Here is a 19537-nt window from a genome sequence, read left to right as displayed (position 1 = left end):
GAAATCGGCGAGATCGCCGAAGCCGTCGAGCAGTTCCGCGTGGCCGCCGCCGCCCGCGCCGAGATCGACGCCCAGCACGCGCGTGAACAGGAAGTCGTCACCGCGACCCTGCGCTCCAGCCTCCAGGCGATCAGCGAAGGCGACCTCACCCAGAACATCACCGCCGAGTTCCCGCCCGCCTACGGCGAGCTCAAGAACAACTTCAACATGGCCGTCGGCGCCCTGCGCGAACTGATCGGCGCGGTCGCCGAAAGCGCCGTCGCCATCCGCACCGGCTCCGGCGAGATCGCCCAGGCCTCCGAAGACCTCGCCCGCCGCACCGAGAGCAACGCCGCCAGCCTTGAAGAGACTTCGGCCGCGATCACCCAGATGGACGAGCGCCTGCGCGCCACCGCCGCCGCCGCCGGTCGCACCGTGCAGCGTGCCGACGGCGCGATGACCGTGGTCGGTTCGGGCCGCGAGATCGCCGACGAGGCGGTTCAGGCGATGGGCCGCGTCTCCGAGAGCGCCAAGGGCATCGACTCGGTGATCGAAGGCCTCGACAAGATCGCCTTCCAGACCCGCGTCCTCGCGATGAACGCCGCCGTCGAGGCGGGCCGGGCCGGGGATGCCGGTCGCGGTTTCGCGGTCGTGGCGGACCTGGTTTCGGCACTGGCGATGCGCTCGGAAGAGGAAGCCAAGCGTGCCCGCGAGCAGCTCACCGCGACCCAGACCGACATCGGCACGGCGGTCGAGGCGGTGCAGCGCGTCGACGGCGCCCTGCAGAACATCTCGGGCGACGTGACCGAAGTGCACACCCTGCTCCGCGACATCGCCGGCGACAACCAGGCGCAGTCCTCGACGATCACCGAGATCAGCGCGACGATCGGCACGATGGACCAGGCCACCCAGCAGAACGCCGCAATGGTCGAGGAAACCTCGGCCGCCGCGCGCAACCTCAACAGCGAAGTTACCTCGCTGTCGGACCGCGCCGCGATGTTCCGCACCGGCAACGAAGGCCTGCGCGGCTCGATCTCGCGCCCTGCCCTGCGTCCGGCTCCGGCTCCGGCCTCGGCCTCGTTCGCTCCGGCAGAACCGGCACCGATCCGCAAGCCGATGAAGGCGCTCACCACCGCCGACGACTGGATGGACTTCTAAGTTCCTCTGCCAAGGCCAAACGGAAAAGCCGCCCTGTCCCGGGCGGCTTTTTCTTTGCCGTCAATGTTCCCTTTCGCCGCCGCCAGATTTTCTATCGCCATTTCGGATCGGCTTGCTTGACGGCTTTCTCCTATGCCGGAATAAAAGCCAGACGCGGCTTTTGATCGGGATGCAGCTTGCTCCGCGTTACCAACGGCTAAAGCGCGCGATGCTGGGGCGACAACGCCAAGCTTCGTGATCCCTCATTAAAGAGGTGAAAACGATGCCGAACCCCACCGGCGATCTTGATGAAGCCGATCTTGAAGACGTGGAAGCGGCTACCGCCGCGACAGACGATTTCTGGAACGTCGAAGGCATAGTCCGCGAACTGTCGGAAATCCGGCGCGACTGGCGCACGGCCAATATGCAGCACGCAGAATACGGCGTCGAGGGCTTCCCCTCGCGCGTGCGGCTGGCGAAAGTGGCCGAGGAACTCTGCGGCGCCCTGTTTCCGCTCAGGCTCGGCCCGGACTTCGTGCGGGCGCACAACGAAGAGACTTTCGTCACCCAGTCCCTGCAAATCGCGCTGAGCCGGTTGCAGGCGCAAGTGCGGCTGGAACTGCTCTACGGCGCGGGCGAACAGACTTCCGCCGCCGAGCGGCGCGCAAACGCCATCGTCCTCGAATTTTCCCGCCAACTGCCGGAAATCCGCAGGCTGCTGGATCTCGATATCGAGGCGACCTATCGCGGCGATCCGGCTGCGCGCAGTCTGGACGAAGTGCTGATCTGCTACCCCGGACTGCTGGCGATCATCCACCACCGGCTGGCCCACGTCCTGCTCGGGCTTGGCGCCCCGCTGGTGGCGCGCATCCTGTCGGAAATCGCCCATGGCAGCACCGGAATCGACATCCATCCCGCGGCCAGAATCGGGCGCGGCTTCTTCATCGACCACGGCACCGGCGTCGTGGTGGGGGAAACCGCGATCGTCGGGGACAACGTGCGCCTCTACCAGGGCGTCACGCTGGGCGCGAAGGACGCCGCCGCCAGGGATTCGGGCGAAAGCGCGGGCGCCATCGTCCGGGCACAGCCGCGCCATCCCATCGTCGAGGACGACGTGGTGATCTACGCCGCCGCGACCATCCTGGGGCGCGTGACCATCGGCAAGGGTTCGGAGATCGGCGGCAATGTCTGGCTGACCCATAGCGTGCCGCCCTACAGCCGAGTCTCGCAGGCGCGCGCGGTCGTCACCAATAGCCAGACGGGGAACGCGGTCCCGCCGCCAGGACCGCTCAACTGAATTGTGTTTGTTTGGGAAATGCCCTTTCGGGCATTCCCCAAGCAAATCAGAACAGCGTGAGGATGCCGCGCGAGGGGTCGACGAGGCCTTCCCAGATCATCTTTCCGGCCACGTAGAGGATGACCATCAGGCCGACATAGGCGATCCAGCGATAGCGCTCGATCACGCGGGCCAGCACATTGGCGGCAAGACCCATCAGGGCGACCGAGAGGATCAGACCGATGGCGAGAATGCCGGGGTGGTCGCGCGCGGCACCGGCCACGGCGAGCACGTTGTCGAGGCTCATGCTGATATCGGCTACAGCTACAGCCCATGCGGCAGCGGCGAAGGAGCGCGGCGCCGCCTTGGATACGGGGTCGTCCTCACCGCCGACGTCCTCGCGCAGTTCGCGCCACATCTTCCACGCCACCCAGACGAGCAGCAATCCGCCAGCAAAGACCAGGCCGACAAGCTGCATCAGCTGCGTCACGACAAGCGCGAAGGCGATGCGCAGGACCAGCGCGGCGAGCACGCCGATCAAGATGACCTTGCGGCGCATCGCAGCAGGCAGTCCGGCCGCCAGCGCGCCGACGACGATGGCGTTGTCGGCCGCCAGCATCACGTCGATCAGCACGACCTGCCCGAAGGCGGCGAGCGCGGCGGGCGAGCCGAGGTTGGAGAAATCGGCAACGATGTGCTGCCACAAGTCGGTCATGCGGAAAGGTTCCTGTTGGTCCAGGCGCCGCGAGCGGTCGCCACGAGAAAGTCGGGATAGCTCCAGCCGATTGCGGCCGCAGCGATGGTGGAAAGGCTGTCTTCGTCCTCGCGGCCCGGCCTGCCGGATCCGGTCAGGTTGGGCTTGGCATTGACGTCGAAGAGGAAATAGGTGCCCTCGCCGTCGGCGCGGCAGTCGATCCGCATCGGCGAGCGTATTTCGAGGAGCGCGGCGGCTTGCTCGCAGGCTGCGACAACCGCGACGATGGCGGGATCGGCGCATTGCCCGGGCGTCATCGCCGCGCTGTTGCGGCTGACCGGCACATCGCCGTTATAGGACGCGACGTCGCCGATCTGGTCGAAGCGGCGCACCGGCGGCAGCGCGAAAGGCGTGGTAGCGCCGTCCCGGCAGGCGGCGGGCATGACGGTGATGGTGATTTCCTGCCCCGGCAGGAACTGTTCCAGCATGATCGCCGCGCCGAAGCGGCGGCTTTCCGCGAGATCGCGGACCTGCTCGAAGAGTTGCTCACGGGTGCGGGCGACGCCTACGCCCTGGCTGCCACGCCCGCGCAGCGGCTTGACCACGATCGGCACTTTAGCCGCGAAAGGCGCGAGCTGGGCATCGATATCGCCGTCGCCGTCGATCAGCCACGAACGCGCGACCGGCAGGCCTGCCGCCAGCAGGCGCGCATTGGTGGCCGCCTTGTCGTCGATTTCCTGCATGGCCTGCGGGTCGGGACCGACGATCCAGGCTTTGCGGCTGGCGGCCTCGATCGGGTGGCCTTCGAAGACCACGGTATTGGCCCAGAGCAAGGTCGCGCCAGCCTCCAGAGCGGCAGCGATGCCCTGCTCGGTATCAGGCCAGACCCAGTCGAAGACGCGGGTAGGATCGGGATCGGCCACCGGCGTCGCCAGCGTGCAGCCCGCCGCCAGCAGGGCGACGCCGATGTCCGCCCCGCTGTCGGAATAGCCACCCGGCTTGGCCTCCTTGCGCGCGCCGTCGATCACCGGCGGTTCGAGCGCCTGATAGAGCAAGGCGATAGTCTGTTCGCGGGGATCGGGCGGGGTCATCGGGGGGCTCCCATGATACGAAACGAAAGCGGCGCGCCGACGATGACCAACATCACGCGCACGAGGTGGTGGACGATGACGAAGCCCGCCTCCAGCGAGAGACTGAGGGCGACCATGCTCATTTCCGCCACCCCTCCGGGCGAATAGGCCAGCGCGACGAGCGCCGGGTTGAGCCCCGTAGCCCAACCGATCGCAAAGGCCCAGACGAAGGTTATGACCAGCAGGATCGCCGTCGATCCCGCCGCCAGCAGCAGCGTGCGGCCCAGTGTCTTGAGGTCCAGCCCGACGAAGCGGCAGCCGATGGTGGCGCCGAGGCCCACTTGCGCGGCGGCGATGGCCCAGGCCGGGATGTGGAAGTCGGAAAGGCCGGTCAGATGCACCAGCGCGCTGACGAAGAGCGGCCCCATCAGGTGCCACGCCGGCAGGCGCAGCGCGCGGCCGATCGCGCTGCCGACGATCACGCAGCCGAGGCCCCAGAGCAGCAGCGGCCAGCCGGTCGCTTCTGTCAACAAGGGCGCGGCGAGCGGCGGCGCGTGGACGTCCGCCTCGAAGGCGCGGATCAGGAACGGCAGGATGAACACGACGAGGAAGATGCGCGCGCCATGGATCAGGCCGACCATGCGCTCGTCCGCGCCGCGCTCGGCGCCCATCAGCACCATTTCGGCAATGCCGCCGGGCATTCCGGCGAAATAGGCGGTCGGCGGGTCGAAGCGGGCGACGCGGCGGAAATAGACAACGCAAAGAAACGCCGCGCTGGCGAGGAACAGCGGCAGCAGCGCGATGGGCACGATCCACTCCGCCGCCTGTGCGAGCAGGCCGGGATGGAACGCGCTGCCGAGCACCACGCCGATCACCGCCGACATCGGGCGGCGGGTGGCGGCCGAGGCGGCGATGGGCAGACCGGCAATGCTTCCCGCCGCGCAGGCGGTCATAGCGCCGAGCACCCAGGGCAGCGGCGCGCCGATCGACCAGAACGCGGCGCCGCCCGCCGCGCCGAGGGCGAGCGCGGCAAGGAAGCGCAGGATCATGCGGGTATCAGCCAAGGCCTGCGCCTTCTCCGTCATCCTGAACTTGTTTCAGGATCCATTCCTCGGCCTCAACCGGAGGGTTGGGGCGCTTGCGGCATCTGCGGTTTACTGTCCAACGCTCCGGCCATGACGGCCCGATGGATCCTGAAACAAGTTCAGGATGACGGAGTGTGGGGCCGCAGGAGAGGAGGGCGAACGTCACCGCGTCACCCCACGAACGGGAAGGCCAGCACCAGCATCCCCACGACAGTCATGACCAGACAGCAGAGTGCCGCCGGAACCAGCGTGAAGCGCTGGTGGTCGGCAAGGTCCACGCCCGCAAGGCTGACCAGCAGATAAGTCGAAGGCACCAGCGGGCTGAGCAGGTGAACCGGCTGACCCATCAGCGAGGCGCGGGCGATGGCCATGGGCTCCACGCCGTAATGCGCGCCCGCTTCCGCGAGGATCGGCAGCATGCCGAAATAGAACGCGTCGTTGGAGATGAAGAACGTGCCCGGCAGGCTGATGAGCGCGGTGATCGGCGCCATGTAAGGGCCGAGGAACGGCGGGATGAAGTTCACCACCTCGCGGCTCATCGCCTCGACCATGCCGGTGCCCGAGAGGATGCCGGTGAAGATGCCCGCCGCGAAGATCAGCGAGACCACCGCCAGCACATTACCCGCGTGCGCGCCGATGCGCTCCTTCTGCTCCTTCACGTGGGGGTAGTTGGCGATCATCGAAATGGCGAAGGCCAGCATCATCAGGATCGGCAGCGGCAGCACGCCCCAGACCAGCAGCACCAGCAGCGCGACGACGAGCGCGGCGTTGAACCAGATCATCCTGGGACGGCGCGCCTCGGGCCACTGCGAGACGGCAAAGTCGGCCAGTTCCCTGGGCGTCGCGGCTTCGACGCGGCCGATGCGGCGGCGTTCCTTGCGGCCGAAATGGATCGCCAGCAGGATCAGGAAGGCGAGACCCGCGACCATACCCGGAATCAGCGGCACGAACAGCGTCGAGGGATCGAGCTTCAGCGCACTGGCCGCACGTGCGGTCGGGCCGCCCCATGGCGTCAGGTTCATCACCCCGCTCGTCACCATCAGCAGGCAGACGAGGTAGAGCCGGTTCATATCGTAACGCTTGTAGAGCGGCAGCATGGCGGCCATCGTGATGATGTAAGTCGTCGATCCGTCGCCATCGAGGCTGACGAGCGCGCAGAGCACCACCGAACCGATCAGGATCAGCATCGGATCGCCGTGGACCAGCCGTATCAACCGGCCGACCAGCGGATCGAACAGCCCGGTATCGGTCATCGTGCTGAAGAACAGGATCGCGAAGAGCAGCATGACGCCGGTGGGCGCAAGCTTGGTCAGGCCCTCGATCATCATGTCGCCAAGCCCGGCATGGAAACCGGCGAGCAGCGCGAACAGCGTGGGCACGACGACCAGCGCGACCAGCGGAGTCATCCGCTTGGTCATGATGAGCGTCATGAAAGTGGCCACCATCAGGAAGCCGATAAGGGCGAGACTCATGATTGTCCCCGAATGTCTGTCATGGATTTATGAAAGGCTCAGAAGGTCACGCCGACGCGGGCGGTGAGGGTCTGGCCGTCGTCCTTGCCGGTATAGGCACCGGCGGTGTTCTGCGTGTTCCAGTGGATCGCGTTGAGCTGGAAGCGCGTGAAACTGTTGAGATACCAGTTCACGCCCAGCGTCGCCGCCCAGCCCTGGGCGGGGGTGACGATGTCGTCGAATTCGAGATTCTCATAGCGCGCGGTCAGCTCGATCGCGCCGGGGCCGCCTTCGAAGACCGGGCGCAGCACCTTGGGCTGGCCGAAGCTGCCGAGGCGCGGGTTGTAGGGAGGCAGATCCCCGGTGAGGAACCAGCCGCCCGAAACGCTCCAGGCGCGGGTGACGAAATCGGGGCGGCCGTTGTCGAGCCGCGCGTGGCGCTCGCCCGCTTCGCCCATGATCCAGAGCGGGCCGGAATAGCCGCCCAGTTCCACGCCGTAGCCGGTGGTGCCGGTGCCGCCGATGAGCGTGCCGGTGGAAAGCCTGAGCGCGCCGTTGAAGCGCCCGCCGATCACCGTATTGCGCGTCAGCGTGTTCTTGCCGGGGTGGAGCATCTCGTCGAAGCCCCACACGCCGAGGTGCAGCACCTGACGGTCGGACTTGATCGGATTCCAGTGCGCGCGGGCGAGCACGGTGCGGTTATCCGAGGTGGACTGGTCGCCGTCGATACGGTCGCCGGTCAGGGTCAGCGAGGCGTGGCCGGTCTTCCAGAACAGGCGCGGCATCACACCGAGGCCGTAGAAGGCCCGCTGCGGGATGATCGCGGTGGCGACCACCGAACGCTCGGTAAAGGGGGTCGAGTCCGAACCCGTCGAGCCTTCGAAGCTGCGGTCGTTGAACAAGTGGCCGACGCGCACGTCGTAGTCCATGCCCGGCGCGATGCGGTTGCGCCAACCCATGAAGGCGGTGACGACATCGACTTCGTTCTCGGAGAAGTCGCTTTCGAACTGGTAGAAGAAGTGGGTGCCGACCGTGCCTTCCAGGCCCATGCGCAGCGCCCGCATGCCGGTGGTGGTGAGGTTGCGGCCGCTGTACTTCGAACCCGTGCTGGTGCTGACATCGGTGATGATGCGCCCGCGCGGCTTGAAGCTGAACATGCCGTCTGCGGAGTGGAACACCGGCAGGCCCGCACCCCATTCCGTGCTCACGCCGGAGGCCGAGACGGCGGCGGCGCGCACGCGCTCGATGTCGCGCTCGGCCGGGCCGGGCGGGACGAGCTGCGGTGCGTAAGGCTGCGTCACCACGACTTGCGGGGCAGGTTCCGATGCAGCGGCAGGCGCTTGCGGAGCCGCAGCCATGACCGGAGCCGATTGCCCGGCCTCCAGCTTCTCCACCCGCTGGCGTAGCGAGGCGATCTCCGCAGCCTGCGCACGCACGAGTTCGGCGAGGTCTTCCTTCGTCGGTTCCTGGGCCAGCGCCGGAGTCGCCGCGATCAGGGCGACGAGCGCAGTGCCCGATGCAAACATCTTCATGGAGTCTTGTGTCCGGAGGCGAGGATCGCGTTCCAGTCGCGCAGGAAGCGCTGACGGGTCAGGCGATCGAGATTGACGAGAAGCTGCGGGCCGACGCGCACGGCGCGCGCCTGTCCCGCAGGAAGGCGGTGGGAGGCGGGCACGTCGGTGCGCACCGGCCAGAGACTGTGGCGGGCGAGCTGGGCCTGCCCGGCGCGGGAGAGAAGGAAGTCGAGGAACAGCCGCGCAGCGGCCGGATGGCGCGCCTCGCGAGAGATGAAGGCGATGCGCGAGGTGACGATGGTGTAGTCGCGCGGAAAAACGACGCCGATGTTCGGATCGCGCCGCGCCCGTTCCAGCGCGTAGGAACCGATCACGTTGTAGGCCATGGCCAGCTTGCCCGAGGCGACGCCCTGAAGCATCTCCTCGGTGTGGGTAAGCAGCACCGGCCGTGTCGCCGCCATGGCCTCGACGAGGCTGCGGGTGTCGCGGGTGATCTGGAAATCCTGCGAAAGGTAGAGATAGCCCACGTTCGAACGCGCCGGGTCGAAAGTCGCGACCTTGCCGATGAACGCGGCGCGGCGATGGCGCAGAAGCTGCTCAAGCTGCTGGTGGCTCTGCGGCACTTGCGCCGCCGGAACCAGCTTCTTGTTGTAGACGATCCCGATCGGCTCGGCCGTGACGCCGAAGCCCATGTTCTTCCACACCGCCGTTTCCGGCAGCGCGGGCTTCTCGGGGCTGGCATATTGCTGCGCATAGCCGTCGTTGATGAGCTTGACCTGCTGGTCCATCGCCGAAGACCAGACGATATCCGCAGAGTAGGTCTTCGAACGGACTTCCTGCGTGTAGCGACGGTAGAGTTCCGCCGAACCGAGATCGGCATAGAGCACCTGGATGCCCGGATAGAGCCGCCGGAAGGCCGAGACCACCGGCACCATCTCCGCCTTGTCGGCATTGGCATAGATGCGCACGGTGCCTTCGGTGCGGGCATCGGCAATGAGGCTGTCGTAGGAACGCGGGTAGCCCGCCGGACGCTGTATCGGCCGGCTCGGGCGCTGGGCATCGGCAGGCGCGGTCATCGCGGGAAACGCGACTGTCGCTGCAAGTGCCAGAACCGTGATGAAGCTGCGCATTCCCGTATCCTCTCGCTTTCCGCATCTGATGTCGGATAAGCTGTCAGACATGTCCTACGATCCGAAGCTGTCATCCACCTTTCACCGAAAAGTGCCGTCATGCGCATCCTGATCGTCGAGGATGACGCCCCGCTCGCGCGCGGGGTAATCTCTCTGCTGCGCGCGGCGGGCCACGCGATCGACCATGTCGCCAGCGGCGAGGACGCGCTTTCGGTGGCGGCGACGGAGCCTTACTCGCTGGTGATTCTCGACGTCGGCCTGCCCGATATCGACGGATTCGAAGTGCTGGCCCGGCTGCGGGCGCGCGGCGATCAGGTGCAGGTGCTGATGCTCACCGCCCGCGACGGCCTCGACGACCGGGTGCGGGGGCTGGACCTCGGCGCCGACGACTACTTGCGCAAGCCTTTCGACGTCGAGGAACTGGAAGCCCGCGTCCGCGCGCTCGGACGGCGGCGAGGCGGCGATGCCGCGCCGGAAATGCGGATCGGTGCGATGACCATCAACCGCTCCACCGGGCGCGTCGAAGTGGGGGAACGCCTGATCGAACTGCGCCGCCGCGAATGGGCCGTGCTGGAAGCGCTGGCCGCGCGCGCCGGGCAGATCGTCTCGCGCGAGACCTTGCAGGCCGAAGTCTTCGGCTTCGACGATCCGGTCGGTTCCAATGCGCTGGAAGTCAACGTCACCCGCCTGCGCAGCAAGCTGGCGCCGGACGGCCCGGCGATCCGCACCGTGCGCGGGGTCGGCTACATGCTCGACCGTTCGTGACGGCCGCCGAGGACACGACCAAACGAGCGCTTTCGCTGCGCCGCCGGCTCGGCATCGCGATGCTGGGTCCGCTGGTGATCGCGGCACTGGCGCTGGGCGTGATCGGCTGGGCGCTGATCTCCGATGTCGTGCGCCGCACCAACGACCGCGTGCTGGGCGGCGCGCTGGGCGCCATTGCCGAGACCGTGCAGGTGGAGCGCGGCGACGTCACCCTGGACCTGCCGCCCGCCGCCTTCGGCATGCTGGAGAATTCCGAGCGCGACAATGTCTACTACCGCATCGCCGTGGGCAACGAACTGCTGACCGGCTACGCCGACCTGCCCGCGCCCGACCTTGCGAGCCTGTCCACCGAGGAGCCGCGTTTTCGCTATGCCGAATATCGCGGCCAGCGCATTCGCATCGGCGAAGTGCGGCGAGACCTGCCGCGCGTGCAAGCGCCGGTGGTGGTGCAGGTGGCCGAGACGCTCGACAACCGCAATGCCCTGCGCCAGCGGCTGATGACGGCCCTGTTGCTGGGCGAAGTGGTGCTGGTCGGCTTCGCGCTCGCACTGATCCGCCCGGCGCTGGGCTGGAGCCTGCGCCCGCTCGCCGAACTGCGCGCCGCCATCGAGGCGCGCGACACCCGCGCCGCGCCGGACCTCTCGCCACTGCGCACCGGCCCCCTGCCCGCAGAACTGCAACCGCTGTCGCGCTCGTTCGACCGTCTGCTGACCCGGCTCGACGATGCCACCAGCGCCATGCGCCGCTTCACCGCCGATGCCTCGCACCAGATGCGCACGCCGCTCTCGGTGCTGAAAGTGCAGGTCGCGCTGGCCCGGCGCGGCTCGGACGAAGCGCTTCAGGAGATCGACGAGGCTACCGACCGTCTCGAACGTCTGCTCACCCAGCTCCTGACGCTCGCCCGCGCCGACGAGGCGGGAACGCTGCCGCCGCTGGAGCAGGTCGATCTGGTGGAAGTCAGCCGCCGGGCGATCTCCCGCCGCATCCGCCAGGCGATCGAGGCCGATGTCGAACTCCTGCTCGACAGCGAGGAAAATTCCCAATTTCCGGGGCCCGAATTTCAGGTACTGGGCCATCGCTCGCTGGTCTACGAGATGCTCTCGAACCTCGTCGACAATGCGATCCGCTACAACCGGCCCGGCGGCAAGGTCACCATTGCCCTGCGTAAGGACGAGGCAGGCACGCACCTGATCGTCAGCGACGACGGCCCCGGCATTCCCGCCGGACAGCGCGAACAGGCCATGGCCCGCTTCGCCCGCCTCCAGGGCGAAAACGGTCCTTCCGGCAGCGGCCTCGGCCTTGCGATCGTCCAGTCCTCGGCCGAGCGATTGGGCGCGCGGCTGGTGCTGGAGGATGCCGGGCCGGGCCTGCGGGTGACGGTGACTTTCGGCCAAGTCGGTTGACAGGCCCGATCGCGCCGCCTAGCCCCAAGGCCATGACAAGCATGCTCGCCCTTGCAGGAAGCTATTACTACCGCTGATCGGCGGTGAGTATCTTGTCGTTCTCAACCGCTGCGTGACCAGCGGTTGAACTCTTCCCCAGCGAAACCAACGGTTAGGCAGCCCCAGTCAGAGGCCCCCTGGTCGTGAATTTCCCGGAACATAGTCAGTCGCAGCAAGGCCCATCGCTGGGCATCATCGGATTAGGAGCTTTCGGGCAGCTTTCCGCGCGCTATCTGCGGCCCTGGTTCCGCGTCCTCGCGACCGATCCCGGCATCACCGAATCGCCCGTGGAGGGCGTGACGATGGCCGATCTTCAGGCGGTCTGCCGCTGCGACCTGGTGGTGATCGCGGTTCCGCTTTCGGTGCTGGCACAAGTCTGCCGCGAGATCGCGCCGCTGCTTCGCCCCGGCACGGTCGTCATGGATGTCTGCTCGACCAAGGTGGAGCCCGCCGAAATCCTTCGCGCGGAACTGCCGCCGCATGTCGACCTCATCGCCACCCATCCGATGTTCGGCCCGCAGAGCATTCGTGCGGGAACGAAAGGCCTGAAGATGGTGATCTGCCCGCTGCGCGGCCGTGCCGCCGGGCGCGTCGCCGCCTTCCTGCGCAAGCGGTTCGGACTGTCGATCGTGCTGGCCTCGCCGGAAGAGCACGACCGGGAGGCGGCCTTCACCCAGGGCCTCACCCACCTCATCGCCAAGGCCCTGCTCCGCATGGATCCCCTGCCCGCGCGCATCACCACGCGCAGCTTCGACCTGATCCGGCAGGCGGTGGAGATGGTGCGCCACGATGCCCCCGGCGTCAGCCACGCCATCGAGAGCAACCCGTTCTCCGCAGAGGCCCGCAGCCTGTTCTTCGCGGAAATGGACGCGGTGCGCGTCAGCCTGGAACCCCCGCGCCCGACAGCCGGGTCCGCAGCTCCGCTTCGGTAAGGATCTCGATCCGCCCGCCCGCACGGCGCAGGTCCTCGGCCTTGCGATACTGCGCCTCGGCCGTCACCCAGCGCCCGAGACTATGCCGCGCACTGACGACCAGCAGCGTCGTGGTGGTGCCGACGCCGGAGACGATGCGCGCCCCCTCGCCCGCCAGGAACTGCGCGAGAATACCGTCGCGGGCCTCGCCGAGAATAGCCACCCGCTGCCCCCTGAGCGGCCCCTGCGCCGCGGCGGTGGGCACCTTGCGGGACTTGTCGGGCTTCGCCATCCAGCCCTTGAGGTCGATCCCGGTCTCCTCCATCGCGCGCACGATCACCATGCCCGCCGCCCGCGCGTCGCTGAGCGCGTCGTGGTGCCGGTGCCGCAGGCCAAGGTGACGCGAAAGCACGTTGAGCCGGTGGCTGGCAAGCTGCGGCCAGGCCCGCTTGGCGACGCGGACGCTGTCGAGCCAGGTCGTCTCGATCGGGTCCAGTCCGCCGATCCGGCAGGCCGCCGCCAGTGCGCCCTTGTCGAACCCCGAATGCGCCACGGTGACGCGCCCGGTCAGGTGCCCGGCAATCACGGCATGGATTTGGCCGAAGTTCGGCTTGCCCGCGACATGCTCGGGCGAGATGCCGTGGATGCGGATGTTGAAGGTGGAAAATTCGTCACAGGGATCGACGAGCGTTTCATAGGCGAAGACCTCGCGCCCCTCCCGGAATCCGACGATGCCGATCTGGCAGATGCTGCTGACGCGCGCGCAGGCGGTCTCGACGTCCACCACGACGAAGTCGGGTTCTTCAGAAGGGAAAGCGGGGTCCAGGGCAGGAAGCGGATTCGAATCCGGAAGTTTCATGGCCGGCGATGTAGCAGGCACGGCCTGTCGCCGCGACCATCAACCGCAAGAACATTTGCAGAACATTTTGATTGCATCGACGTTCGCCTTCGGTCAGTCTGAGCGTTCAACACGGACTCGAAAGAACAAGGTTTTCGCGAAATGCCCGCGCTCGAAGTGGCCGAAAAGCTGACGATTCTGGCGGATGCCGCCAAGTACGATGCCTCGTGCTCCTCGTCCGGGGTGAAGAAACGCGATTCGAAGGCCGGCAAGGGCATCGGCTCAACGCTCGGCGGCGGCGGCATCTGCCATGCCTATGCGCCGGACGGGCGCTGCATCAGCCTGCTCAAGGTCCTCCTGACCAACAGCTGCATCTTCGATTGCCACTACTGCATCAACCGCAAGTCCTCGAACGTGCGGCGCGCGCGCTTCACGGCGAAGGAAGTCGTGGACCTGACGCTCGATTTCTACCGCCGCAACTATATCGAGGGACTGTTCCTCTCCTCCGGCATTATCCGCTCGCCGGACTACACGATGGAGCAGATCGTCGAAGTGGCCCGCTCCCTGCGCGAGGATCACGACTTTCGCGGCTATATCCACCTGAAGACGATCCCGGACGCCGACCCGGCGCTGGTCGAGGCGGCGGGCCGTCATGCCGACCGCATCTCGATCAATGTCGAACTGCCGACCGTCAGCGGCCTCCAGCGCCTCGCGCCCGAGAAGTCGCAGGCGCGGATCGAAGGCGCGATGGGCACGATGCGCGCCGCTATCGAGGACGGCACCGACGCCCGCAAGCGCTTCCGCTCCGCCCCCGTCTTCGCCCCCGCCGGGCAATCGACGCAGATGATCGTCGGTGCCGATGCCGCCACCGACCGCGATATCGTGTCGCGCGCGGCTTCGCTCTATGACAGGTTCGACCTCAAGCGCGTCTATTATTCGGCGTTCAGCCCGATCCCCGACGCCAGCACCGTGCTGCCGCTGCGCCGCCCGCCACTGATGCGCGAACACCGGCTCTATCAGTCGGACTGGCTCATGCGGTTCTACCACTATTCGCCGCAGGAAGTGAGCGCCGCCGCCGATCCCGCCACCGGGATGCTGCCGCTCGACATCGACCCCAAGCTCGCATGGGCGCTCCAGTTCCGCGACCGTTTCCCGGTCGACGTCAACCGTGCCCCGCGCGAGATGCTGCTGCGCATTCCCGGCCTCGGCATCAAGGCGGTGGACGCCATCGTCGCCGCCCGCCGCTGGCGCACCCTGCGGCTGGACGACGTGGCGCGCATGACCGTTTCGGTGAAGAAGCTGCGGCCCTTCATCGTCACGTCCGACTGGCGGCCCACCGCCCTGCTCGACCGCGCCGACTTGCGCCCGCTGCTGACGCCGCCCGCGCGGCAGCTGGAACTGTTCGCGGCCTGACCATGCGCGCGGTCCGCCTCGAAACCGAGGACGATTTCGACGGCTGGCGCGCCGCCGCCCGCGCCCTGGCGATCGAGGGAGTACCGCCGGAGCAAGTGGTCTGGCAGGTCGGCGACTCCGCGACCGACCTGTTCGCCGATCCGGCCGGTAACGAAACCCCGGTCCTGCCGACCGCCACGCCCCTGCGCGTGTCGAAGCCATTCCTCGAACTGGCCCGCGACGCCGCGCTGCACAGCGAACCGGAGCGGTTCTCGCTGCTTTACACCCTGCTCGTGCGGCTGCTGGACCGTCCGCAGGCACTGGAGGATCGCGCCGATCCGCTCATTCGCCGGATCGAAGGCCTTGCCCGCAACGTCCGGCGCGACAGCCACAAGATGCACGCCTTCGTCCGCTTCCGCGAATTGACCGACGACGCAGGCCCTCGCTTCGTGGCGTGGTTCGAACCGGAACATCACATCCTGCGCGCCAATGCCGGGTTCTTCGTCGATCGCTTCACTAACATGCGCTGGTCGATCCTGACCCCGCGCGGATCGCTCCACTGGGACGGCGCGGTGCTGAACGAAGGCCCGCCCGCCACCCGCGCCGATGCCCCCGGCGACGATCCCGTCGAAGGCATCTGGAAGGCCTATTACAGCGCGATCTTCAATCCGGCGCGGGTCATGCCCCGCGCCATGCTCAAGGAAATGCCGCGCAAGTACTGGAAGAACATGCCGGAAACCGCGCTGGTCCCGCAGCTCATCGCCGGTGCCCGCAAGCGCGAACTGGGCATGATCGATCAGGCCCGCAGCGCCCCCGTGCGGGGCCGGGGACCGGAAGCGCTCGAACGGCTGGCTGAAGAGGCGGCAGGCTGCCGACGCTGCCCACTGTGGCAACCCGCCACCCAGACCGTCTTCGGCGAAGGCCCCCACGATGCCGAGATCATGATCGTCGGCGAACAGCCCGGCGACCAGGAAGACCTGGCCGGACGGCCTTTCGTCGGCCCCGCCGGTGCCCTGTTCGACCGCGCCATGGCCGAAGCCGGAATCGACCGCGCACGGGCCTACGTGACCAATGCCGTCAAGCACTTCAAGTTCGAGCCGCGCGGCAAACGCCGCCTTCATGCCCGGCCGAACACCGGCGAAATCGAGGCCTGCCGCTGGTGGGTGGATCAGGAACGCGCGATCGTCAGGCCGCGCCTCGTCATCGCCATGGGGGCAACCGCCGCGCGCTCACTGACCGGCCGCGCCGTCGCCATCGGGCAGGAACGGGGACGCGCCGTCCTCCTGCCCGACGGTACGCCATGCTGGGTGACGGTCCATCCCAGCTATCTGCTCCGCCTGCCGCCCGAAGCGGATGCCGAGGCGGAGTTCGCCCGTTACGTCGCCGACCTTCGCATTGCCGCAGCGAGTCTCTCGGTCGCAGCCTGATGACTCGCCCGACAGCGCATAATCGCCATCCACACGGCGTTTCGAAGCAACGATTTGACGCAAATCACTCCGAAACGGAGAGAATTGGGTTAGCCATCATGCCGCAAGTGCGAAGGCCGGACACGGCGCGCACCTCTGGAGGAACGACATGAAAGTCTACACCCTGAGGTTCTTCGAGGACGAACACGGCCTCGCCAGAAGACTCGAATTCAAGGCACCGGACATTGCCGGGGCCGTCGCCATCGCCCAGCGCGAAGCCGCCAAGCGCAGCGCGGAACTCTGGGAGGGCGCCCTGAAGCTCTGCACGATCGGCCGCTCCCGCCCGGAAATGGCGATCCTCGCGGCATTCTGATCGGCCCTGAACGGGAAAAGAGCCGGGCACCGAAGCACCCGGCCCATCACGGACTCAGGCGACCTTGAACTGCGAGGCCTGCGCGGCCAGCCTGTCGACTTCCTCGGTCAATCCGCGCGCAGCGGCGGACGCCTGCTCCACCATCGCGGCGTTTTGCTGCGTCGCGATATTCATCGCACCGATCGCCGCCGTGATCTCGCTGACCGACGTGGCCGAAGCGCGATTGCTGCGGGCCATGCCGCCAAGCAGGACATGGACTTGCGCCACGTCCCCGGCGATTCCCTCGAAAGCCCCGTCCACCCGCTCCACCGCACCGAGTGCGGCGACGATTTCCGACTGGGTCACGGTAAGCTGCTCGCGGGCGCTGCGGGCTTCGTCTTCCGAACGCTTGGCCAGCGCCGAGACGAGATCGGCCACGACCGCGAAGCCGCGCCCGGCCTCGCCCGCCCGGCCCGCCTCGACGGCAGCGTTCATGGCGAGCACGCGGGTCTGGAAGGCGATCTTGTCGAGACCCTCGATCACGCCGTCGATATTGGTCGCGCTGTCCGAAACGCGGCGCATCGCATCGACCGCTTCGGCCGCCACCACGCGCCCGCCGCCGACCGTGGCGATCGCCTCGTCCGCGCGGGTGACGGTTTCCGCCGCCGCCGTCGCTCCGGCCTTGAGGCCATTGTCGATTTCCAGCAGCGCCGCCGAACTCTGCTCCAGGCTGGCGGCACTCGCCTCGGTCCGGCGGGCAAGGTCTTCAGAGGCCTGGGCGATTTCGAACGAACTGCCGCGGATTGAAATCGTGCTTTCGCCCGTAGCCCCGATCAGGCCGCGCAGCTCGGTGAGGGCCGAATTGTAGTTCGTCCGCAGGGCTTCATACGTGCCGGGGAAGGCGTGAACGATCTCGGCCGTGAGGTCTCCGGCGGAAAGCTGCGCCAGGCTTCCGGCCAAGCGTTCGACCACCTGCCGCTGTTCCAGGTCGGCGGCTTCCTTGGCGACGGCGGCATCGCGGAACACCAGCAGCGCGCGGGCAATGCCGCCGATTTCGTCCGGCCGTTCGGTTTCGGCGATCTCCGTATGGTTGTCGCCCTTGGCCAGCCGCATCATCGTGGCGCTCGCGGTTTCCAGCGGCGCGAAGAGCTTGCGGGCACCGCGCATGCACAGCGCGGCGGCGATCACCGCGACGACGACGGCGAGCAGCAGGATGTGCCAGCCCAGATTGTCGACATTGTGATAGAATTCATCGGCGGAAACGCCCACGTAAAGTACGCCGATCACCTGCCCGCTCGGGTCCTTGATCGGATCGTAGGCGGTGAAATAGCGGGTGCCCAGGATATCCGCCTCGCCGCGATAGGGCTGGCCCTTGCCGAGCACGGTGTCCTTGACCGGCCCGTCGGCGAGCCGGGTGCCGAGGGCGCGGCTTCCGTCCTCCTTGAGGACATTGGTCGCCACCCGCATGTCGCCCATGAAGACGGTGGCGGTGCCGCCGACCAGTTCCTTCATGCGGTCGACCGCGGCATTGTCGTCGTTGAGCGGCGTTTCGCCGACGTAGAGCTTGCCGTCCCGCACCGCGTAATCAAGCCCGCTCCGCTGGAGCACGGACCAGGCCACGCGCATGTTGGTATCGAGTCGTTCCTCGCCCTGTGCGCGGGCATCCTGCACGAGCAACAAACGGGTGCCGACGAAGAGCACGGCCGACAACATGACCAGTGCGCCGACGGTCATGAGAGCCACTTTGGTCGATAGATTCTGTCTGTTCAGGAAGGCACGAAGTCGTGTCATGGCGGTTCTCGATTGGGGGGAGGCGAGAGAAAAGCACCGCAAAGCCCGGCACCGGGGCTGATCCTCCCGGGCCGAGTGCGGTTGCAATCGTTATAGGAACCCGACGGCCACGCCCCGCGGAAAACCGGCGTTTTTTAACAATTTGCAACATTGTTGCCGGAAAGTTCGCGGGAACGTCCGCAAAGTGCGACTCCACGCCCTGCAAAACCGTCCAGCGACGGCCAGCCTTGTTAACCTTCGATTTTTTCACCGGAAATTCGATGCGACGCGGAAGCAGTCGCAAGAAGCATGTCCGCTTTGGCAGTAAAATACCGGGCGATTTGAAGATATATCGAACCGTCCTCATGCCGCTGATATCTCGATAAAATCTGCGATGCCACCGAGATCCGCACAATCGAGTGCGGCACAATGGGTTCATTCCGGAGCCAATTCAACGAAGACGAAAGGAACTCCGTAAGCAACACTCAGATTAGGATTGCAAAAGCCACGCGAATTCCCCGCGAAAATGCGGGCTGGTAGCAAAGAGAGGTGCAGAGGTGTTGAGGACTATTCTCGCCACAACGGGTCTGTCGGTGGCCTTGCTGCTTGCGGCACCGGCCCAGGCCGACATCACCGGAACCATCAATGCCACCCTGACGCTCCAGGCAGGGTGCATCATCAATGGCCAGAACTACGACAACGGCTCCGCCAACGTCACGTTCGGCACGCTGAACTTCGGAACGCAGAATACGCTCTTCACGCAAGTCGATGCCCAGGTATTGAGCGGCGCAACGGGCTTCACCATCCAGTGCAGCAACGGCGTCACGCCCTCGCTCTCGTTCCGCGCCGGCCAGCACGACGGTTCCGGCACGGGTACAGGCGTCCGTGCGATGCTGAACACCACGACCGCCGGGCAGTTCGTCACCTACAATCTCTACAGCGACGCGGGGCGCACCACGGTGATCCCGATCGGCGGGACGATCCCGCTGTCCAGCACCGGGGCCGCGCAGACGGTGAACGTCTATGGCCGCGCCTTCGGGGCGGCAGGTCTCTCGCCCGGCACCTACACGGATATCGTCACGGTCGTTCTCGTCCTCTAGGCGATATCCGCCACCCATCATGACCGCTGCCCGCCCCCTCGGGGCGAGGAGGCCTGTTTCGCCTGTCTTCCTCGCCCGCCTGACCGTCTTCGGCGCGATCGCCGTGGCATTGTTGCCGGTGCGCGCCGATGCCGCCACCTCCCAGACGTTCGACGTCACCGCGACAGTCACGCCCGGTTGCCTGGTCGACGGACTGGGCGCCAGCGGCAATGCGGGCCAGATCGG

Annotated in this window: 18 protein-coding genes; 10 read left to right on the top strand and 8 right to left on the bottom strand. The window is 67.0% G+C overall.

From position 1 onward, the window contains the following. Positions 1-1137: methyl-accepting chemotaxis protein (locus V7066_RS27945; RefSeq protein ID WP_334186196.1), on the top strand; the 1137-nt coding region annotated here is incomplete at its 5' end. 262 nt (positions 1138-1399) lie between these two features. Continuing rightward, the gene (gene epsC / locus V7066_RS27940; RefSeq protein ID WP_334186195.1) at positions 1400-2413 is read left to right on the top strand and encodes a serine O-acetyltransferase EpsC; all 1014 of its coding nucleotides are present in this window, start codon (positions 1400-1402) and stop codon (positions 2411-2413) included. A gap of 46 nt (positions 2414-2459) precedes the next feature. Here epsC and V7066_RS27935 read toward each other — a convergent pair whose 3' ends face one another. From V7066_RS27935 to V7066_RS27910, 6 genes are all read right to left on the bottom strand, one after another. After that, positions 2460-3107: a YjbE family putative metal transport protein gene (locus V7066_RS27935; RefSeq protein ID WP_334186194.1), complete on the bottom strand. Its 648-nt coding sequence runs from the start codon at positions 3105-3107 to the stop codon at positions 2460-2462. Further along, positions 3104-4177 (bottom strand): biotin carboxylase, encoded by a 1074-nt coding sequence (locus V7066_RS27930; RefSeq protein ID WP_334186193.1) that lies wholly within the window; start codon positions 4175-4177, stop codon positions 3104-3106. Before V7066_RS27930 ends, V7066_RS27935 begins: the two co-directional genes overlap by 4 nt. Continuing rightward, positions 4174-5220 carry an AbrB family transcriptional regulator gene (locus tag V7066_RS27925; RefSeq protein ID WP_442947392.1) on the bottom strand — a complete coding sequence of 349 codons (1047 nt, stop codon included), beginning with the start codon at positions 5218-5220 and terminating at the stop codon, positions 4174-4176. Before V7066_RS27925 ends, V7066_RS27930 begins: the two co-directional genes overlap by 4 nt. A 191-nt stretch (positions 5221-5411) precedes the next feature. Continuing rightward, entirely contained in the window at positions 5412-6713 is a 1302-nt protein-coding gene (locus tag V7066_RS27920; protein ID WP_334186192.1) for a CitMHS family transporter, read from the bottom strand. Positions 6714-6751: 38 nt separating this feature from the next. Next, the gene (locus V7066_RS27915) at positions 6752-8224 is read right to left on the bottom strand and encodes an OprO/OprP family phosphate-selective porin (RefSeq protein ID WP_334186191.1); all 1473 of its coding nucleotides are present in this window, start codon (positions 8222-8224) and stop codon (positions 6752-6754) included. Continuing rightward, on the bottom strand, positions 8221-9336 hold the full coding sequence (locus V7066_RS27910) for an ABC transporter substrate-binding protein (protein ID WP_334186190.1): 1116 nt from the start codon (positions 9334-9336) through the stop codon (positions 8221-8223). The genes V7066_RS27915 and V7066_RS27910 overlap by 4 nt, the downstream gene beginning before the upstream one ends. A 99-nt stretch (positions 9337-9435) precedes the next feature. On the opposite strand from V7066_RS27910, the gene V7066_RS27905 reads away from it, so the two are divergent. From V7066_RS27905 to V7066_RS27895, 3 genes are all read left to right on the top strand, one after another. Then, on the top strand, positions 9436-10101 hold the full coding sequence (locus tag V7066_RS27905) for a response regulator transcription factor (RefSeq protein ID WP_334186189.1): 666 nt from the start codon (positions 9436-9438) through the stop codon (positions 10099-10101). A 59-nt stretch (positions 10102-10160) separates the two neighbouring features. Beyond that, positions 10161-11504: a sensor histidine kinase gene (locus V7066_RS27900; RefSeq protein ID WP_442947393.1), complete on the top strand. Its 1344-nt coding sequence runs from the start codon at positions 10161-10163 to the stop codon at positions 11502-11504. Positions 11505-11686: 182 nt separating this feature from the next. Next, positions 11687-12475 (top strand): prephenate dehydrogenase, encoded by a 789-nt coding sequence (locus tag V7066_RS27895; protein ID WP_334186187.1) that lies wholly within the window; start codon positions 11687-11689, stop codon positions 12473-12475. Here V7066_RS27895 and V7066_RS27890 read toward each other — a convergent pair. After that, entirely contained in the window at positions 12423-13313 is an 891-nt protein-coding gene (locus V7066_RS27890) for an exonuclease domain-containing protein (protein ID WP_334186186.1), read from the bottom strand. The two genes, V7066_RS27895 and V7066_RS27890, sit on opposite strands and share 53 nt — an antisense overlap. Positions 13314-13454: 141 nt before the next feature. On the opposite strand from V7066_RS27890, the gene V7066_RS27885 reads away from it, so the two are divergent. The 3 genes from V7066_RS27885 (at position 13455) to V7066_RS27875 (ending at position 16463) form a co-directional block, all read left to right on the top strand. Beyond that, a complete protein-coding gene (locus V7066_RS27885; RefSeq protein WP_334186185.1) occupies positions 13455-14705 on the top strand; it encodes a putative DNA modification/repair radical SAM protein in 1251 nt (416 codons plus the stop codon). A 2-nt stretch (positions 14706-14707) separates the two neighbouring features. Next, positions 14708-16111: a UdgX family uracil-DNA binding protein gene (locus V7066_RS27880; RefSeq protein WP_334186184.1), complete on the top strand. Its 1404-nt coding sequence runs from the start codon at positions 14708-14710 to the stop codon at positions 16109-16111. Between the two features lie 148 nt (positions 16112-16259). Then, on the top strand, positions 16260-16463 hold the full coding sequence (locus V7066_RS27875; protein WP_334186183.1) for a hypothetical protein: 204 nt from the start codon (positions 16260-16262) through the stop codon (positions 16461-16463). 54 nt (positions 16464-16517) lie between these two features. On the opposite strand, the gene V7066_RS27870 is transcribed toward V7066_RS27875, so the two are convergent. Further along, on the bottom strand, positions 16518-18176 hold the full coding sequence (locus tag V7066_RS27870; protein ID WP_334186182.1) for a methyl-accepting chemotaxis protein: 1659 nt from the start codon (positions 18174-18176) through the stop codon (positions 16518-16520). A 596-nt stretch (positions 18177-18772) separates the two neighbouring features. Between V7066_RS27870 and V7066_RS27865 the strand changes: the two genes are divergently transcribed. Together V7066_RS27865 and V7066_RS27860 are read left to right on the top strand one after the other, a co-directional pair. Next, complete coding sequence (locus V7066_RS27865; RefSeq protein WP_334186181.1) at positions 18773-19312, top strand: Csu type fimbrial protein; 540 nt, start codon at positions 18773-18775, stop codon at positions 19310-19312. Positions 19313-19331: 19 nt separating this feature from the next. Then, positions 19332-19537, top strand: a 206-nt coding sequence (locus V7066_RS27860) for a hypothetical protein (protein WP_334186180.1), incomplete at its 3' end; no start/stop codon positions are given.

It is taken from the genome of Novosphingobium sp. (assembly GCF_036820275.1).
Lineage (GTDB): Bacteria > Pseudomonadota > Alphaproteobacteria > Sphingomonadales > Sphingomonadaceae > Novosphingobium.
This window is presented reverse-complemented; position numbering and strand designations above follow the sequence as displayed.

What these genes read in the sequence shown, in the direction of transcription:
- V7066_RS27920 (WP_334186192.1), bottom strand. Translation starts at nt 6,713, where the DNA reads ATGAGTCTCGCCCTTATCGGCTTCCTGATGGTGGCCACTTTCATGACG.
- V7066_RS27885 (WP_334186185.1), top strand. Translation starts at nt 13,455, where the DNA reads ATGCCCGCGCTCGAAGTGGCCGAAAAGCTGACGATTCTGGCGGATGCC.
- V7066_RS27890 (WP_334186186.1), bottom strand. Translation starts at nt 13,313, where the DNA reads ATGAAACTTCCGGATTCGAATCCGCTTCCTGCCCTGGACCCCGCTTTC.
- V7066_RS27870 (WP_334186182.1), bottom strand. Translation starts at nt 18,176, where the DNA reads ATGACCGTCGGCGCACTGGTCATGTTGTCGGCCGTGCTCTTCGTCGGC.
- V7066_RS27915 (WP_334186191.1), bottom strand. Translation starts at nt 8,224, where the DNA reads ATGAAGATGTTTGCATCGGGCACTGCGCTCGTCGCCCTGATCGCGGCG.
- V7066_RS27905 (WP_334186189.1), top strand. Translation starts at nt 9,436, where the DNA reads ATGCGCATCCTGATCGTCGAGGATGACGCCCCGCTCGCGCGCGGGGTA.
- V7066_RS27930 (WP_334186193.1), bottom strand. Translation starts at nt 4,177, where the DNA reads ATGACCCCGCCCGATCCCCGCGAACAGACTATCGCCTTGCTCTATCAG.
- V7066_RS27875 (WP_334186183.1), top strand. Translation starts at nt 16,260, where the DNA reads ATGAAAGTCTACACCCTGAGGTTCTTCGAGGACGAACACGGCCTCGCC.
- V7066_RS27935 (WP_334186194.1), bottom strand. Translation starts at nt 3,107, where the DNA reads ATGACCGACTTGTGGCAGCACATCGTTGCCGATTTCTCCAACCTCGGC.
- V7066_RS27900 (WP_442947393.1), top strand. Translation starts at nt 10,161, where the DNA reads ATGCTGGGTCCGCTGGTGATCGCGGCACTGGCGCTGGGCGTGATCGGC.
- V7066_RS27910 (WP_334186190.1), bottom strand. Translation starts at nt 9,336, where the DNA reads ATGCGCAGCTTCATCACGGTTCTGGCACTTGCAGCGACAGTCGCGTTT.
- epsC (WP_334186195.1), top strand. Translation starts at nt 1,400, where the DNA reads ATGCCGAACCCCACCGGCGATCTTGATGAAGCCGATCTTGAAGACGTG.
- V7066_RS27880 (WP_334186184.1), top strand. Translation starts at nt 14,708, where the DNA reads ATGCGCGCGGTCCGCCTCGAAACCGAGGACGATTTCGACGGCTGGCGC.